Below are 16,358 nucleotides of genomic sequence, written 5' to 3' on the forward strand. Positions count from 1 at the left end.
TGTCGCACCACCGATTAGTTAACTAATGCCAGGTGTTAAGTTTCCAGGGTTCTAAATCTGTCTGGGGGCATCTGTCCGTATTTATGCGTGCCACAAATATTTTTACAGAACCAACTTTAATTTAATTTTCTCTACTTGGCCATTAAAAAAAGATGAATAAAAAAGATATTTTAGGCCAGAATTTACATCTATGTATCCGATATTATTGCTTAAGCACCCCGTTTTTAATCACGGGGAGCAGGAAGGCTGCCATGAATACTGTATTAGGAATTATGTTTAACCAGAAACCCGTGGCAATAGAGAGAAGGCTATCGATTACATACCAGCTTCCCACGGATAAGGTCATCAAGCTCCAGACTGACTTTCCTGATCGCTTATCAAGCTGGTTAGCTGCCTTTAAAGCTGCAAACATTGCTAGGCTCCATCCGATCGTTACAGATCCCATAACCGCAAGACTAAAACGCATAGGTGCATCGAGCTCAAATACCCCGGGGCCGTTCAATAAAGCAAAATTAATTTTGACCAGGCCGCTTGTAGCATCTAAAGCACCGCCTGCCAGAACCACTCCAAATAAACCTATTGCTGCGCACCATACTGCCAGCCAGTTTTGCCAGAATTTATTCATGATCCTTGTTTCCTTTTGTTTTTTTCCATTTAGTTCAAACTTCATTAGTACACCTCCTGATATTGTTATCTGGTTTTTCTATACATTTAAAATTTAAGTAATGTAATTATATATGTTTTAAATCCTGCTGATACGAAAAAACTCATAGTTCATTCTGTATCTCTTTTATTCTTACGCATATAATCAACAGGTCTTTCAGCATCCGCTGGAATAAGCCACACTTTACCATTATCAAGCCTTTTAGCCCCATTAATTTTCCCCTGAACACACATGAGCTGAACTGCTCTTACCGTTATGCCCCATTTTTCTTCTATTGCTTTGGAAGAAACATAATCCAACAATTACACCTCCAAAAGGTAATTTCAAAATTATTAGCTCAAATTTTTAATTAACAATATCTCAAGCGGTTCATTTTCTAACAATAACCCTCCAACATCTTTATATCCCAACTTACGATAAAAATGTTGAGCATCCTCATTTGAAAGCGTTGATGTCATAACCATGCTAAAGTTTTTATTTTTCATCTCATTTTCCCAAAACAGGGTAAGTTCCTTTCCAATGCCCTTACCTCTGTATTTTTCATTAATCCAAAGCATATTCATAAAAGGAATGTTGTCCCAAAAATAACCGAATCTCAACCACCCTACAGTGATTTTCTCTTGTTCAATTAGAATAATTTCATTGTTTTTAATTTTCATTGAAATTAATCCTTGTGCCAAGAGTATATCATTTTCTTGAATATAATTATAGTCATTTTCATTAGCATATCTAAAATTCATACATTCCTCCACAAAAAACCATTCTATAAAATTGTTTGCTTCTTAATTATACTTCGTTATAGCGAAAACAACAAGTTTTATTATAGCATCATGTCCTTTTGCTTTACTTGATATGGTTTTTATCCCCCCTCTCAAAAACCTTGCAAATTGCCGCTACACCTTTTCCATCAACATATTCTCTGAAAATGCATTTTACAACTTCGGCTTCTTTTTCATTGATAATTAGGTTTCCGTGTCCTTAAGCGGTTACACCCTGTTCACAGCAGAGGTTGCATCAGGTGGATTTTTACAGTACCAAAAATAAAACCCTTCAGTTAGAAAAAAACAGCCACCTATGCGGTCCGCAACTGAAGATCCGGGGAGGGTTGTTCCCCCGGTCTCAGACTTCACAGCCCAGGCTGGCGGTCCTGGATGACGAGCATCTGATATGCTTGGCAAGCAGCTCGAAATAGACCACGATGGTGACTGCCATTACCAGTGCAAGGGTCGCATATACTATGGAACTGCTGAGCACGACATCAAATGCGAAGGTACCGAGAACTACAAACGCAACCAGTGGGCAGATAAGTCCCCACTGGGTGACGTAGAACTCCCTGAAATGGTTCTTCCTGAAATAGTCTCCAAGCAGTGCCATTCCAAAGAGCATGTACCATATCTCAAACCCGAACGAGAGTCCGATCACCATGTAGAAGTATGCACCCAGGTCAAACCCATGGGCATGCTCCAGGAAGTGGCCGAACCTGAACGCACTTATTGCAAAGAGGGTTATATTGGGTATAACTATGAGGAAGCTTGGGAGGAAGTGCTTCTCGGGAAGGCCCTGCAACTGGAAGTGGCCCTTAAACAGTATGACCATCTTGACCAGCAGAAGGAAGATTCCCATGGAACCCGAGATCAGACACAGGAATGCTGCAGCGTTTGCAATAGCAAGGTTCTCAGACATGGCTGCGATGCCTGTCCCGACGACTGTGAGCATGCCCAGAAGGAAAGGGTGCAGCAGCCATCCGAAATTGATCTTGCTTATGTCAAAGCCACTGCTAAAGGATATCTCCAGAAGCTTGATCTCGGTAAGCATAACTACCACAAAGACCAGTACCCAGAAGATCATTGCCGGGAGGAACAGGGACTGGAAGTTATCTGATAGTACCGGTATGAAATATCTCAGAGGTCCTATCATAACATTCATTGTCATGAGCAGGGATATCAGAGGCGCGAGGATAGCAGTGTTCTTCAGAGGATTCCTGATAAGTTCCCTGAAACCGTCGGTCCTCATCCAGGGGATCAGCCTGGCGGCAAACCATACCGTCAGTGCGAGATGAATGAATGTGAACAGGACCATTATAGCCTCAAGTGAGGAATAGTAGACTGCAGATATACCAGAGTGTCCCAGTGACCACAACTGTGACCTTGTTATAAGGCCGGGTCCATGTTCGATGGTGTACTGCATCAATACAAAAGGCATTACTGCAACCCCTCCGGCTCCAAGGGACGCCAGGAACACAAGGGGTGTAAAGTTCTTCGGGTTCATTTTAATACTTCCTAATGATTTGATTGCGATCTCATTGATCCCTGGCCATTCACATGGTCCGGGAAATTATCTTCAGTACTGATAAAAAACAGAAGCTTTATTTAAACAGTTTTAAGTGCAGCTAAAAAACTATGGAAAACTGAAGTACTCACTGTGCAGTCATGAGATATCTCTGAATAAAATTGGAATGTGTCCGTGAGAAATCCATTTAAGTGCAGGCACCAATCTACCTGCATGAATGATTCCTTATACAGCCTTGCAGACATTGCACCTACGATCTCAAGGATCCTGTCGGTACCCATGGTAGTGCCGGATGGGAATGTGATCAATGAGCTTGAGGACTATTCGGTAGAGCACGATTGTAAGAGGATCGTGCTTATCATCGCGGACAGCCTTGGTTTTGCACTGTACAGGAGATTTGAGGGGATCATGCCTGCTGCATGCAGCCTTGCCAGGCACGGGTTGTTACTGGAATGTGTATCCGTTGAGAGGCACACTTCCCCCTGCATAGCATCCATATTCACAGGTTACCTGCCAAAGCGCCACCATATCCACAGCACTCAGGATATTTACAGGGAACGTGCAAAGGACCCTGCCAATCCAAAGATAAAAACAATACTTGAATGGGCGGCTGATGCAGGCCGAATCTCTGCCGTTGTCATCGAATCGGAAGGTGCGGATACTTTCAGGGGGCGGATAAACGAACTGCACGGGATCCCGAACTCCGGGGACATCATCGACTACGATGACAGGTCCACCACAAGTGCGATCAATGCAATGGGAAATGGGCCTGACCTGCTGGCTGTGCATCTGCGCTCCATTGACAGGTATGCCCATCGTTCCCTGAACGGCAGGGAGCTGGAGGAAGCTTTAAAGAACACGGATACCAACATCGGCCGGATAGTGGAACATGCAGGTAAAGGCACTATGTTCCTTATCTGCGGGGACCATACCATCCACGGCTGGGAAAAATGGAAGCCAAAAGCCACCGATGAAGAGATCCGAAACCATGACAAAAATGTCGTGGCGCTTATCGCTGGATGTAAATGATGTAAGGGAACCGGCTTGAAGTTGTTTTCCATTCGTTCTGTTTGTGTACGGTTTCTGTTCAGCTAGTGCCGGGTTCATAATTGGATACTGGTGCCGGGAGAATATCCTTGTGTTTCAGTCGGGGAATGTGAGTTGTCGGGTCCATGGGTATTCCATATCACATTGATCGCAACTGAAACCATGTTATTATCCTAAAAGGAATTTCGATGTCAATCCCGCAGGTACCAGGCGTACTGCTTGTGTCTCATCAAGCAAGGATAGATCTGTAGCGCACTAATATATGAGATAACTATATCCTCTCACTCATTCGGAGTACTCATTTCAACAGGCCACATTTAATCAGATGGTGCTTTTCCATCCATCTTCAGTTCAAAAGACTCCAGTGACCCTCTCCATATTCATTCATTCATACATTCGTTCATTCACTCTTCCATTTCCGGAAATTGAAATATAGTAAGTGGTCCTTCTTACTTGTGTTGTCACAGGGGAATTTACAGTAGTTGGATCTAAGTATAGCAGGGGATGGATCTTGTCAAAAACATGTACAATAAGGGATCATGCTGAGCGGAAACGAAGCAGGTTGATTTTCTTATTGATCGCACTTTTTATTCTGTCATGGTCAGCGGTCCTTTATTCCTATTCTCCTGCCAGGATAGTTTCAATTCTTGGTGTACGTAATGTTTATATTTTTGTCATGTTGCTGGCCATGATCGGTGGCGTATCGATATTTACGACAACTCTTTTCTATACTTCCCTTGTAAGTATATCCCTTGGCGGAGTTAACATCATCTGGCTTTCCCTGTTTGCAAGTACTGGCCTGCTTTTCGGGGACCTGGTCTTTTATTATTTTGCCAGAACCGGCAGCCAGTGTGCTCCGGAAAAATACGCGACTATCATTGCCGGCCTGATCGAAAGGGTCGAAAGGTACAGCGATAAAAAGGTGATTTTTTTCATTTTTCTATATTCCATGACACCCCTTCCCAGTGATGCCATCTCAATAGTCCTTGGGATCCTGTCTTTTCCCGTAAGGAAAATGGTTCTTCCGTTAATTCTTGGTAAATTCATATTAATAGCTATTTTCATAGAACTTGCATTACTTGGATACAGTTTTATATGATGGTCATGGACGCTGGAAAATCCCTTTCGAATCAGGCTGTCTTACCTTAAAAGGAGCTTCGGAACTATTCTTCTTCAGCATGATCATTTACAGTTCTGTCAGACTAAAAAGTTTCTATGCTAAAGCTCAACAGAGGGTATCATTTTCCACTCTTTACCCTTGCTTTACCCTTGCAATGTAAGAAATTTTAGTTATGATTTGACTTTTCACCAAACAGAGGGTGAATACTGGAAGCTAAACCTGTCAACATCCTCTTCATCTAAGCCGATGTTTTTGAACATCTCCTTGAAAACAGTCCTGTATCTCTCTTCAGGGACCTGTCCTCCAACCGGATGGATTATTTCAAGATCCACCCCTCCCAGTCTGTCTGCCTTGATGATGTATTGGACATCGTCTATTTTATGTATTATCCTCTGGTTTGGTACCATAAAGCTCATTCTGCCTGCCAGTAGTCCGTCAGCATAGAAGTAAAGCATGGTATTGCCTTCACCGTATGTCAGTGAGAATTCTGAGTTTGTGCTCATAATTTCAAGGTCTTTATAAATCGCATCAGGCAGTACGCTATGCGAGATCTCCATTTTAGCTTGCTTTCCCTCATCGATGGAACCTTTCAGCTCTTCAAGCTCATACCCGGCTTGCTGCCTGTCAAATCCAAAGGCCACCATCAGTCTTTCTATTATCCAGCTATCCTGTGGAAGATGTTTAACTTCAAAGGGGGATATATATGGGTCTGGCCTGCTGTGATTGAAGAACATGACAGTTGCACGGTCATCGGCAAGGAACATTATCTCCATTACAGGTTCTTCATTATCGTAATATGTGGCATGATCAAGCAGGAACTCATCTCCAAGATGCTCCTGCATATATGGCATATCCTCTGGATATATTCCGGTTGCCTCTTTAGCCCTGGCATTTACGTAAAAGGGTCCATGTACATAATAACCTGCATCCTTTGCCCTCTGAATTATCTCCTCATGGTCGATCTGTCCCAGATTCTGTCCCTCTTCTGTATGGTATGATGCATGATCTGAACTGACCAGTATGAACGCAAATGATGCATAAAGGAAAGCTACAAGTACAACACCCATAACAAGTGTCAGCAGTGTTTTCTTTGTAAGCGAGTATTCCTTGTTCTGCCATATCCTGGTAAATATCCCTATCAGGAAAATACTACCTGCAATAAGCCCAAGCAGCAAGAACAGTCCAATCATAAAAGGACCTATCTGCTGTCAAATATTAGTAGTTTGTTGTGCGGTAATGTGGGTATGCCTCAATAATCTGATCGGCTGGTTTGCACTGGATGAATGGCAAGTTATTCATACTAATCTATCCTTTAAATCCCATATCTATATAATATATAAACTGAATTCCTGATCAAAATGAAACTCTACAGTACAAATCTGAATGCACCCGAAGTAAGCTTCCGGGAGGCCCTGATAGCAGGACTTGCCCCTGACAGAGGGCTTTATATGCCAAAGGACCTTCCGCATTTTTCAAAAGAAGAGATCGACTCTTTCAGGGATGCACCGTATCCTGAGATTGCGTACAGGGTACTGAGTAAGGTCCTTGAAGGTGAGGTCGATGACCAGTCTTTGAAAGCTATCACTTATGATGCTTACAACTATGATGTTCCTCTTGAAGAGCTGGATAGCAATACCTATATAATGAGACTTGACAGAGGCCCAACTGCCTCATTCAAGGATTTTGCGGCCCGCATGATGGCAAGACTCATGCAATACTACCTTGGCAAGGAGAACAAGAGCCTGACCATACTCACAGCAACTTCGGGCGATACTGGCAGTGCTGTTGCTGATGCATTCTACGGTCTTGATAATATCCGGGTGATCGTGCTCTTCCCCACAGGCGAAGTGTCTGACCGCCAGCGCAAACAGATGACAACCCTAAACGGTAATATCACTGCCATATCGGTTGATGGCAAGTTCGATGACTGCCAGGCAATGGTAAAGCAGGCATTTGCTGATGAGGACCTTAAGCATTTAAACCTCTCATCAGCAAACTCCATCAACATTGGCCGCCTGGTGCCCCAGTCCATATATTATATCTATGCATATGCAAGACTTCGGGATTATCCTGAAGATATAATATTTTCCATACCCTCCGGTAATTTTGGTAACATGATGGGCTGTGTCCTTGCAAAGACCATGGGTATACCTGTAAGGAAAATAATTGCTTCTGTAAATGAAAATGATGAGGTTCCATGTTTCCTGCTCACAGGGCAGTATGAGAAGATAGTTCCGTCAAAGAACTGCCTCTCCAATGCAATGAACGTGGGTCATCCAAGTAACCTTGCAAGGCTTATAACTGTCTATGGGGGGGCAATGGATGAAAAAGGCAACATAAGCAAAGAGCCCGATATGGCAAGACTCAGGAACGATATCCATTCCGGTTCGGTCAGCGATGACCAGACCAAAGCTACAATAAGGGACATATACCAGAAATATGATATCCTTATCGAGCCGCACGGGGCTGTAGGTATAAAGGGTTTGTTCGACTACAGGGCTGAAAGTAACGATGATACTCTTGCCGTAACGTTGGAAACTGCAGACCCTGCAAAGTTCCCGGAACACGTAAGGGCTGAAACGGGTATAGAACCGCAAATCCCGCAGAGCCTGAAGGAGATCGAAGAAAAGGAAGAATTCATGGATGATCTTGGCACCGATTATGCCGGTTTCAGGAAGTATCTTCTTGAAAAGCTGGGATGATCCTTGTTATTATCTTATTTCTTTTTCATGGATCTTGATTTTCAGGCATAAGATAAAGTGAGGTGTTTTTGTGACAGGGGAACTATCGTGTTTATCTGAAGGCCGTGGGAAATATTTTGGGATCTGTACATCCTACCACCATTCAAAAGGGTGCCAGTGTCCCACATGTCCTTCTTATCCTCAATCAGGAGCCTTTATGTTTTGCTCCAAAGGCCCATGTTCCGGAGTGCAGAAGAAAGGTTGTATGTGTTTACAGTGTATCATCCACAAAAAGTTCGCTCTTGAAGGGGAGTACTTTTGCACAGAATGAATGTTGCATATCTTTTTTGTAGGCTCTGTAGAGATCCTTCAAATTCCAGCTTTGAACTCGGCAATTTTCAATAACTGTATTATTTCAAATGTTTCAGGATGACATCAAAGGAATGTGCTGCCTGCGGTGGATGGTTGCACTGGTCTTTGTTTCCAAATGATTTTTTGCAGAACTATCATAAACACAAGGGTACCGTAAACAATCGTTTTTCTAACCGGGATCATGAATTACTCTGACCATCAAGGAGGGTTCCGGCAAAGCCGGCACGATCCGAAAAGATAAAAATAATCTATTGCTTTAACTTTTTTCTGAATACAGATAGTTAAAAGTCGTGATGTTTCCCATAAACTTGATAGTCTGCAATCATGACATGCATGTACAATCTCCTGAACAATTCAAATGAGGATCTCTACAGAACCGTCAAAATAAAATTTAAAATCGGTTTTCTACAAAGCCGATAATTTCACTTTTAATCTCAGGATTCATCCCCAATTAATCCCATAGCATTTGCCTTATTTGCAAGCCTCAAAAGCATCACAGCAATATACTTCAGGATACATAGAGCATAGTTAACTTAATGATTTTGAACAATATCGTTTTAGCAGATAATAACATACAAAATAATATGTCACAAAATTTCCCTATCACAGACGAACACATGCATATAGACCCCCGGGCCAAGGGCCTCAAAGCAGTAAAGGAATTTCAGGATGCAGGCGGAACACATATATTCCTGGTAATGAAACCAAGCTGGACCCTTGGCATCAGGGTCACAAGACCAGAAGACCACATAGCCGTCTTTGAGGAAACCGTGGATATATCAAGGCAGATAAATGAGACCGGTGTCACCTCTTTCCCGGTGCTGGGAGTTCATCCGGCAGAGATCACTAAACTTACCGGATACATGGAGCTTTCAAAAGCTGTTGAGACAATGAAAGGCGGCCTTGATATTGCTGCAGATTACGTGAAGAGAGGACTTGCTGTGGGACTTAAGAGCGGCAGACCCCACTACCCCGTAAGTCAGGAAATATGGGACGCTTCAAATGAGGTCATGGAATATGCCTTCACACTTGCCGCAGATCTTGACTGTGCCGTTCAGCTTCATACTGAAAGTGTGGGTGAGCCACAACTGGTGGATATCACAGAACGTGCCGCAAAGACCGGTATCAAACTGCACAGAGTGGTCAAACACTACGCGCCACCTCTGGTGGATGTCTGCGAGAAGCTTGGCATCTTCCCGGGGGTGCTGGCCGGCAAGGGAGCCATCGAGGAAGCACTGCAACAGGGCACCCGTTTTATGATGGAGACGGATTACATCGATGACCCGGAAAGACCCGGAGCTGTGCTCGGCCCAAAAACAATACCAAAAAGGACCCTGAAACTTGCAGAGGAGTTCGGTGAAGAACCTTTCTGGAAGGTCCACAAGGAGAACCCGGAAAAGGTCTATGATGTAGATATTGAACTATGACCGACATTCGTTTGCAGGAAAACGACTTCTTTAAAAACGATTTCTTTAAAACACTTCTTTAAAAAAAGTCTCTAGAACCTGTCCACAAGGATCATATAAATATCCATTACATTGGTACCTGTGGGACCTGTGAAAATAAGCCCGCCTGTCTCCCTGAAGTAGGCGTTAGAATTGTTATTGTAAAGGTCGTTTCTGGCATCCATCTGCAGATCCTTTCCATTCTGTAAAGTATCACCATCAGCAAAGGCACCGGCACTGTCAGTGGTTCCGTCATTGCCGTCGGTACCTGCAGCAAGCAAAAGGACACCTTCAAGACCTGATACCTCTATTCCAAAGGAAAGTGCCATCTCCTGGCATCTTCCACCAATGCCTTTCCCTTTCATCGTCACTGTGGTCTCACCTCCGGCAAGGATACACGCCGGCAGGGGCATGGGCGTTTCTCTGGACCTCTCTTCCCGGGCAATCGCAGCAAATACCTTGGCGACCTCCTTTGCCTCACCCACAATGGACGAGGAGAGGACCATAGTGTTGTATCCAAGTTCTGATGCCTTTTTTTCCGCTTCCTGCAAAGCCAGGGCATTATTGCCTATAAGATAATGGGATGTTCGTTCAAATACAGGCTCTCCGTGTTTAGGAGTCTCTTCTATAACACCCTCAAGGCCATCCTCAAGTAATCCGGCAACCGCAGGAGATACTTTTATATCATATCTTTTCAAGATATCACTGAACTCTGCAAATGTGGAACGGTCAGGAACGGTCGGACCTGATGCGATCACATCCAGTGGATCACCCACAACATCTGAAAGAATGAGACTCACTGATTCGGAAGGATAGGTCATTTTAGCAAGTCCTCCGCCTTTTATGGAACAAAGATGCTTTCTTACGGTGTTAAGTTCGTCAATAGTAGCACCTGTACGCATAAGCCCATCTGTCATCTTTACAATATCAATGATAGAAATGCCTTTACGGGGAAGTGTAACCAGGGCAGAGCCCCCGCCTGATATAAGGAAGAATATAAGATCATCTTCACCTGTGTCCTCCAGGAATTCACGTACCATCTTCCCTGCATCAACACTATAATCATCCGGCATGGGATGACCTGCTTCATAGACCTTCATCTTTTTGAGCGAACCTGCAAAACCGTGTTTTGTAATGGCAATGCCATCCTTAAGGGAATCACCAAGGATATCTTCAATAGCATTTGACATGGATATGGCTGCTTTACCAAAGGCTATGGCATACACATTCCTGTAAAGTGAAAGATCATACCGGCGATCATTTATGAATATGCATGTCCCCTTCTTTTTGATCGCCCTGTGAACACATGCAGAAGGATCCACTGCAGCAATTGCATCAGTCAGGATAGAAGTGGCATCTGTCCTCAATTTTTCATCCATTTGTTATCCCCATATCAAGCATTTTAGTACCTTAATAAGCATATTCAGCATATATAGACTGTTCACTGTTAATTACTGCAAGTCCTGCAAGACTATAAGTATTCCCATCATCGGAAAAAACGCAGCCAGAAAATAACAAAACCGATGAGATAATGCATATTGTTCTCGACTTTTTGACAAAATGGTGACTGTACGTGTCACTATGAGATGAATGCCTGTCTGGAACAGTAACCCCGACATATTTCCCACAAGATATAGACTAATTGCAGCCTATTTATTGTTTTTGGGTTAAAGTAGCATTCCCGCAGACAGTACCATTATAGGAAAACGCTTAAAACCTCATTCTTCGGGGATTATCACCCACGCAATGATATATGCAAGAAGTCCGGTACCATAAATAAATATGGCAACAGCCCACAAAAGCCTTATTATGACAGGATCTACATCCAGATACTTTCCAAGGCCACCGCAAACACCTGCAATCATCCGGTCACTTCTTGAACGCCTTAATCTTTTATCCATGCCTGCATCACCTTCCATTTTTTATCATTCATTTCTTATAATTCTATTCTTATCATTCTATTCTTTCACCGTCTGAAGTACCTGTGCCCATATGGATTAGATCCGAATAGGCAAAGCACATTTTTCAACATCAAAGTTCACATGTCTTGCAGTTGGTCTCGCCACATTCCGGATTCTCGAACTGCCACTTAAGACCCCATTTCTTGATGTTCTGTAATATGTTCAGGAATTCTTCCCCGCTTTCTGTAAGCGAGTATTCGCACTTGATGGGGAAGTTAGAATCATCGACCCTTTTGTCTACAAGACCATGTTCCTCCAGTTCCTTGAGCCTTGTGGAAAGGGTCTTGGGAGTTACATCCTCCAGTTTGTTCTTGAGCTCATTGAAGCGTTTCTGCTTGTTCTCACCCTTGTAAAGTTCATGCATAATGCATAAAGACCATTTCTTGCCGACAATATCAACCGTTTTATAGATTGTACAATCCTTCATAGTATCTTATAAGAAACTATCCAATATATAAGTGAATATCCATAATATACCTGTAATCCAGAAGAGATTTTGGAAGAAGGAGTGACCAATATGGCAAAAGATCTACTTGAAAAGGGAGCAATTCTCCAGAGAGACCAGGAAACATATGCAATCGCACCACACCTCCCGGGTGGGATTGTCTCTGCGGAGCAGCTTCGTAAAATTGCAGACGTCGCAGCCAAGTATAGTGCTGCAACACTGAAGGTAACATCATCCCAGAGAGTTGCAATTGTAGGCTTAAAAGAAGAAGACCTCGATAATGCCTGGGAGGACCTCGGTATAAAGCCCGGTGCGGCAATCGGACTCTGTGTCAGGAGCATAAAGATATGCCCGGGTACGACATTCTGTAAGCGCGGACAACAGGATGCTGTTGGCCTGGGACTAAAACTCGATGAGAAGTACCACGGAATGCCTCTGCCTTCTAAATTCAAGATGGCTGTTTCCGGATGCGCAAACTCATGCTCAGAACCTGCTATCAAGGACATAGGTATCATGGGTACACCAAAGGGATACACAGTCATGGTAGGAGGAAACGCAGCCATCAAGCCAAGACTTGCTGATATCATTGCAGACGAACTGACTGAAGATGAGGTACTTGCCCTGGTAGATAAAATAATCAGCTTCACCAAGACCAACGGCTCAAAGCACCGCCTGAGCAGAGTGATTGATGAGATTGGAATTGAAAAGTTCAAGTCAGAGATCGGACTGTAAACAATTATTAAAAAACATCTTTTTTTTCTGGGGCACCGTCCCCTGTTTTTTCAGGATGGATGGTTGTAGGGAGCTGGTACAATCAATAGTGATATCGAAGATGTTAAACCTCCAACAAGGATTGCAGTCATAAGATGTGACATAGTATCTGAAGCGTGCCCTGGAGTAGGATGTTTCATGGCTTTCAACAAAAGAAGCATGCACTTCACTGAATACGGTCCAAATGCACAAATGCTTGCCTTTTTCACATGTGGAGGATGTTCCGGCAGGAGAGTATATCGTCTGCTTGGATCACTGAAAAAACACGGTGTGGATGTTATTCATCTAAGCTCCTGCATGCAGATGGAGAATTATCCAAAATGCCCTCATATAGATGAGATTAAAAAGACAGTTGAAAATGCCGGAATAAGACTTGTGGAAGGAACACATCATTAACTGCTCTGATAGAGACAGCGAAAAGGACAGGAGAATAGAAGATGACTAAAAGAATGATAGTAAGGATAGATGAAGAGAAGTGTACAGGCTGTGGCAAATGTGTTTCTCCATGTGCAGAGGGTGCCATACAGATAATAAACGGAAAGGCAAAGGTCGTATCAGAAGAACTCTGTGATGGTATGGGATTCTGTATAGGAGTATGTCCGGAAGGTGCAATCACCATTGAGGAAAGGGAAGCCGTACCTTTTGACCTGAGAAAAGCCGAATCACAGGCAAAGAAAACTGATATCTCTATCCATTGTTTCAGTTGTGGTCGCAGTGAACAGGACAGTTACCTGCTGCCTGTAAGACATAACATGGAAAGTCTGTGGGTCTGTACAAGATGCCTTCCAGGACTTATCCACGGATGAGAGGATAGCAGGGAACGGAACATGGTAATATGGATACAGCTTGGTGAATCTGCAAACTACGTCTGCGATTATACCTTCAATTTCCACTGGCATAACAAAGAACCTGGGCCTGACTCGGTGATACCATACCAGATAGGCACTGAGCTTAGTTACAGGGACCTGGTCAATGAACTAAAAGCTGGTGGTGAAGTACACATAAAAGGAAATGTGGGAAAGAATTTTGCCTACAGCATGGGTGCTGACCTGAAGCATTTCGGAGGAAGCGGGGAAGCAGAGAGGGCAGGAAAGATATTCATCGGCGGTGATGCAGGACCTGAAGCAGGCATGGGCATGGTTGCAGGAACACTTTATATAAATGGGAATATCGAACAACCTTTGGGAAACATAATCGAACTTGTATCCGATGTGCATGGTTATCGGAAATTCCGGTCCGTCACTGATATCCTCTGCACCGGTATGGGAAATGATCAGCTTATTGATAATGAATACAATGAAGCTCAGAGCATATTGACCCTTAAAGACGGAATACCCAGGGGCACCCTTGCTGCCAGATGCACATGCACTTGCACAGTAATAGTAGAAGGCAACGCCTACAACGGTACAGGCCTGCTTGCTAAAAAGTGCACGATCATTGTAAAAGGTAATGCCGGAATGAACACGGGTTCACATCTTGACGGCGGAACTGTTGTTGTCCATGGGAATGTGGGGGAATTCGCCGGTGCCTATATGAAAGAAGGAAAGCTCATGTTCCTGGATGCAAAGGGCTTCATTGGTGCAGAAATGGCCGGGGGGGCCATCTACTCAAAGAGTAAGGTCAGGACAGGTTCACCTGCTGCAAGATCCGGGCTGAAAAGAGAGGATATCTCACTTATAAGGGAATTGATGGGAGCAGGAAGAGTTGAGTCTATGCTCTATAACAAGTACATGCCGGATAAGGAGAAAGAGAAATATGTTGAGGTCCGTATGCGCGATGGTTCCCTTGTCCTGCGCAGGATCGATTGATCTGACATTTCACCGGCATTTCACCTAATATTTAACCTATGCTTTATTGAGCATCACCCAGAAAACAGAACCTTTGCCTCGTGGATTATCTATGACACCCACACTACCGTTGTGGATAGCAACCACCCTCTTTACGATGGCCAGGCCAAGACCTGTCCCTTTGATGCCTTTTTTATCGGCCCTTTTGAATCTATCAAAGATATATGGCTTGACATCATCAGGGATTCCCTCACCTTCGTCGGCGATCCATACTTTCCAGCTCTTACCATTATCTATGATCCCTGTTCTTATGGTACTGCCCTGAGGACTGTATTTGATAGCGTTGGACATAAGGTTGGAAAAAACATCTTCTATGACATCATTTATCCGGGCAGGGTATTCGCCTTTAAGGTCAAAGTCAATTTTTATATCCTTTGCCCTGAGATCAGGAGATAAACTGTCTGCAACCATCCACAATAGGGGACCTATATCCTTTGTTGTAAATTGTATCTCTTCGCAGGATTCGATTTTTGCAAGCTTTGCGGCAGAACCGATCATAGCTATCAGATGGTCACTCTGGTCGTTGATCATTTTAAGAATCTCTTTTTTCTGCGCATCTGTTTCTTCAGTATAAAGCATTTCACCAAAGCCTTTGATAATGCCTGCAGGATTTAGCAGGTCATGTCTTAGAATGTCAGTGAATAGGTCCTTGAGCTTATTTGAAGCCTCAAGTCTGGATTTTTTCTTTTTCTCAACAATCAGGCGTGAATGGACCTCAAAGATGGTGACAAGCATTAGAATAATAAGCAAAATATACCAGTGCTGTATGATCGCTTCTTTGAGGGGGACTTTTCCATAGTCCGCATACGGGCCAAATCTGAGCTCCTTCATCAGTTCTCCTACAGAACTATAATCCACAGGAACCATCCATCCGGCAGAATCAAGTGCTGCGGCTGCTGAACTTTCAGAAGGGAGACTTAGAAGGGCGATGGAAACCTGTCTGGAAATATCATCAGACGTCTGACCGGTCTTTGCAAAAGCCCAGTGAGGATAAATATCCGTGCTCACAAGAAAAGGGTAGCTCTCATGCTCTTTCTGACCAAGGACCTTTATATCCTCAACACTGATCCTTCCTTCAAGGACCATCTGCTCTATAGTACCGGCCCTGACAGTACCGGCATCCACATCACCGTTAATGGTTGCCAGAATCACTGCATCCTGTGTCTGACCGAAAACCAGTGTATCAAGATCTTTCCTGTAATCAATATCACTTCGATGAATCTCACCCATGCCGGCCAGGAATCCGCCAAATGAGTTCTCGTGGACTGCCATGAAGGATTTTCCTTTGAGGTCTTTTAGGGAATTTATATCATCCCGGTCAGCTCTTGTAAAAATTATTCCTCCATATCCCGAATATGAAGAGTTTTTCCAAACCGGATGGAATGTTGCCAAGCTGCCCGCACCATGATCAAGTTTCATTTCCATGTAGAGCACGGGATTGGCATAAAAAAAATCAACATCATTACCTGCCACAGCAAGCGCAAGTTCATCATAATCAAGAGGAATGACTTCAAAGGTACTACCCGGGATGCTTTCGGACAGGTATTCTGCAGTAGGGATCCACATATCCATGGAATTCTCTATCTCTCCGTAAACCGAAAGAACCCCGATCCTGTAAACATTCTGCTCGCAGCTAACAACAGGAAGAAAGATCGAACTGACGATCAGCAAAAAAAGAATTGTTCTTGCAAACAAAGCAGGAATTTTGTTTTTAAT

The 16,358-nt window shown here is 43.7% G+C and carries 18 protein-coding genes; 9 read left to right on the top strand and 9 right to left on the bottom strand.

What is annotated here, in order from left to right; translation table 11 throughout:
• Positions 1–202: 202 nt before the first annotated feature.
• From V7O64_RS12410 to tsoY, 4 genes are all read right to left on the bottom strand, one after another.
• A complete protein-coding gene (locus V7O64_RS12410; RefSeq protein ID WP_407355686.1) occupies positions 203–670 on the bottom strand; it encodes a hypothetical protein in 468 nt (155 codons plus the stop codon).
• A 104-nt stretch (positions 671–774) separates the two neighbouring features.
• Entirely contained in the window at positions 775–966 is a 192-nt protein-coding gene (locus V7O64_RS12415; RefSeq protein ID WP_407355687.1) for a DNA-binding protein, read from the bottom strand.
• A gap of 30 nt (positions 967–996) precedes the next feature.
• The gene (locus tag V7O64_RS12420) at positions 997–1,404 is read right to left on the bottom strand and encodes a GNAT family N-acetyltransferase (protein WP_407355688.1); all 408 of its coding nucleotides are present in this window, start codon (positions 1,402–1,404) and stop codon (positions 997–999) included.
• Positions 1,405–1,783: 379 nt separating this feature from the next.
• The gene (gene tsoY / locus V7O64_RS12425) at positions 1,784–2,932 is read right to left on the bottom strand and encodes a selenoprotein TsoY (RefSeq protein WP_407355689.1); all 1,149 of its coding nucleotides are present in this window, start codon (positions 2,930–2,932) and stop codon (positions 1,784–1,786) included.
• A gap of 234 nt (positions 2,933–3,166) precedes the next feature.
• Here tsoY and V7O64_RS12430 point away from each other — a divergent pair, with 234 nt between their 5' ends.
• The gene (locus V7O64_RS12430) at positions 3,167–3,982 is read left to right on the top strand and encodes an alkaline phosphatase family protein (RefSeq protein WP_407355690.1); all 816 of its coding nucleotides are present in this window, start codon (positions 3,167–3,169) and stop codon (positions 3,980–3,982) included.
• A 529-nt stretch (positions 3,983–4,511) separates the two neighbouring features.
• Positions 4,512–5,099, top strand: coding sequence for a VTT domain-containing protein (locus V7O64_RS12435; RefSeq protein WP_407355691.1), 588 nt, complete (start codon positions 4,512–4,514; stop codon positions 5,097–5,099).
• Between the two features lie 206 nt (positions 5,100–5,305).
• On the opposite strand, the gene V7O64_RS12440 is transcribed toward V7O64_RS12435, so the two are convergent.
• Complete coding sequence (locus V7O64_RS12440) at positions 5,306–6,310, bottom strand: hypothetical protein (protein WP_407355692.1); 1,005 nt, start codon at positions 6,308–6,310, stop codon at positions 5,306–5,308.
• Between the two features lie 168 nt (positions 6,311–6,478).
• Between V7O64_RS12440 and thrC the strand changes: the two genes are divergently transcribed.
• From thrC to V7O64_RS12455, 3 genes are all read left to right on the top strand, one after another.
• Positions 6,479–7,822, top strand: coding sequence for a threonine synthase (thrC, locus tag V7O64_RS12445; RefSeq protein ID WP_407355693.1), 1,344 nt, complete (start codon positions 6,479–6,481; stop codon positions 7,820–7,822).
• Between the two features lie 70 nt (positions 7,823–7,892).
• Positions 7,893–8,132 (top strand): DUF2769 domain-containing protein, encoded by a 240-nt coding sequence (locus V7O64_RS12450; protein ID WP_407355694.1) that lies wholly within the window; start codon positions 7,893–7,895, stop codon positions 8,130–8,132.
• A gap of 625 nt (positions 8,133–8,757) precedes the next feature.
• Positions 8,758–9,600, top strand: coding sequence for a TatD family hydrolase (locus tag V7O64_RS12455; RefSeq protein ID WP_407355695.1), 843 nt, complete (start codon positions 8,758–8,760; stop codon positions 9,598–9,600).
• A 71-nt stretch (positions 9,601–9,671) separates the two neighbouring features.
• Here the strand turns inward: V7O64_RS12455 and V7O64_RS12460 are convergent, their stop codons facing one another.
• The 3 genes from V7O64_RS12460 to V7O64_RS12470 form a co-directional block, all read right to left on the bottom strand.
• A complete protein-coding gene (locus V7O64_RS12460) occupies positions 9,672–10,997 on the bottom strand; it encodes a glycerate kinase (RefSeq protein WP_407355696.1) in 1,326 nt (441 codons plus the stop codon).
• A gap of 339 nt (positions 10,998–11,336) precedes the next feature.
• Positions 11,337–11,519: a PspC domain-containing protein gene (locus V7O64_RS12465; RefSeq protein WP_407355697.1), complete on the bottom strand. Its 183-nt coding sequence runs from the start codon at positions 11,517–11,519 to the stop codon at positions 11,337–11,339.
• A 130-nt stretch (positions 11,520–11,649) separates the two neighbouring features.
• Positions 11,650–12,006, bottom strand: coding sequence for a winged helix-turn-helix transcriptional regulator (locus V7O64_RS12470; protein WP_407355698.1), 357 nt, complete (start codon positions 12,004–12,006; stop codon positions 11,650–11,652).
• Between the two features lie 90 nt (positions 12,007–12,096).
• Between V7O64_RS12470 and V7O64_RS12475 the strand changes: the two genes are divergently transcribed.
• The 4 genes from V7O64_RS12475 (at position 12,097) to V7O64_RS12490 (ending at position 14,603) form a co-directional block, all read left to right on the top strand.
• On the top strand, positions 12,097–12,756 hold the full coding sequence (locus V7O64_RS12475; protein WP_407355699.1) for an NAD(P)/FAD-dependent oxidoreductase: 660 nt from the start codon (positions 12,097–12,099) through the stop codon (positions 12,754–12,756).
• Between the two features lie 129 nt (positions 12,757–12,885).
• Positions 12,886–13,191 (top strand): CGGC domain-containing protein, encoded by a 306-nt coding sequence (locus tag V7O64_RS12480; protein ID WP_407357348.1) that lies wholly within the window; start codon positions 12,886–12,888, stop codon positions 13,189–13,191.
• Between the two features lie 41 nt (positions 13,192–13,232).
• A complete protein-coding gene (locus tag V7O64_RS12485) occupies positions 13,233–13,601 on the top strand; it encodes a 4Fe-4S dicluster domain-containing protein (RefSeq protein ID WP_407355700.1) in 369 nt (122 codons plus the stop codon).
• A 21-nt stretch (positions 13,602–13,622) separates the two neighbouring features.
• Positions 13,623–14,603, top strand: coding sequence for a formylmethanofuran dehydrogenase (locus tag V7O64_RS12490; RefSeq protein WP_407355701.1), 981 nt, complete (start codon positions 13,623–13,625; stop codon positions 14,601–14,603).
• Positions 14,604–14,639: 36 nt separating this feature from the next.
• On the opposite strand, the gene V7O64_RS12495 is transcribed toward V7O64_RS12490, so the two are convergent.
• A complete protein-coding gene (locus V7O64_RS12495) occupies positions 14,640–16,313 on the bottom strand; it encodes a PhnD/SsuA/transferrin family substrate-binding protein (protein ID WP_407355702.1) in 1,674 nt (557 codons plus the stop codon).
• Between the last annotated feature and the right edge of the window lie 45 nt (positions 16,314–16,358).

This window comes from Methanolobus sp. WCC5, assembly GCF_045690325.1.
GTDB lineage: Archaea > Halobacteriota > Methanosarcinia > Methanosarcinales > Methanosarcinaceae > Methanolobus.

What these genes read in the sequence shown, in the direction of transcription:
- V7O64_RS12455 (WP_407355695.1), top strand. Translation starts at nt 8,758, where the DNA reads ATGTCACAAAATTTCCCTATCACAGACGAACACATGCATATAGACCCC.
- V7O64_RS12410 (WP_407355686.1), bottom strand. Translation starts at nt 670, where the DNA reads ATGAAGTTTGAACTAAATGGAAAAAAACAAAAGGAAACAAGGATCATG.
- V7O64_RS12485 (WP_407355700.1), top strand. Translation starts at nt 13,233, where the DNA reads ATGACTAAAAGAATGATAGTAAGGATAGATGAAGAGAAGTGTACAGGC.
- V7O64_RS12465 (WP_407355697.1), bottom strand. Translation starts at nt 11,519, where the DNA reads ATGGATAAAAGATTAAGGCGTTCAAGAAGTGACCGGATGATTGCAGGT.
- V7O64_RS12475 (WP_407355699.1), top strand. Translation starts at nt 12,097, where the DNA reads ATGGCAAAAGATCTACTTGAAAAGGGAGCAATTCTCCAGAGAGACCAG.
- V7O64_RS12490 (WP_407355701.1), top strand. Translation starts at nt 13,623, where the DNA reads ATGGTAATATGGATACAGCTTGGTGAATCTGCAAACTACGTCTGCGAT.
- V7O64_RS12440 (WP_407355692.1), bottom strand. Translation starts at nt 6,310, where the DNA reads ATGATTGGACTGTTCTTGCTGCTTGGGCTTATTGCAGGTAGTATTTTC.
- V7O64_RS12430 (WP_407355690.1), top strand. Translation starts at nt 3,167, where the DNA reads ATGAATGATTCCTTATACAGCCTTGCAGACATTGCACCTACGATCTCA.
- thrC (WP_407355693.1), top strand. Translation starts at nt 6,479, where the DNA reads ATGAAACTCTACAGTACAAATCTGAATGCACCCGAAGTAAGCTTCCGG.
- V7O64_RS12420 (WP_407355688.1), bottom strand. Translation starts at nt 1,404, where the DNA reads ATGAATTTTAGATATGCTAATGAAAATGACTATAATTATATTCAAGAA.
- V7O64_RS12460 (WP_407355696.1), bottom strand. Translation starts at nt 10,997, where the DNA reads ATGGATGAAAAATTGAGGACAGATGCCACTTCTATCCTGACTGATGCA.
- V7O64_RS12470 (WP_407355698.1), bottom strand. Translation starts at nt 12,006, where the DNA reads ATGAAGGATTGTACAATCTATAAAACGGTTGATATTGTCGGCAAGAAA.
- tsoY (WP_407355689.1), bottom strand. Translation starts at nt 2,932, where the DNA reads ATGAACCCGAAGAACTTTACACCCCTTGTGTTCCTGGCGTCCCTTGGA.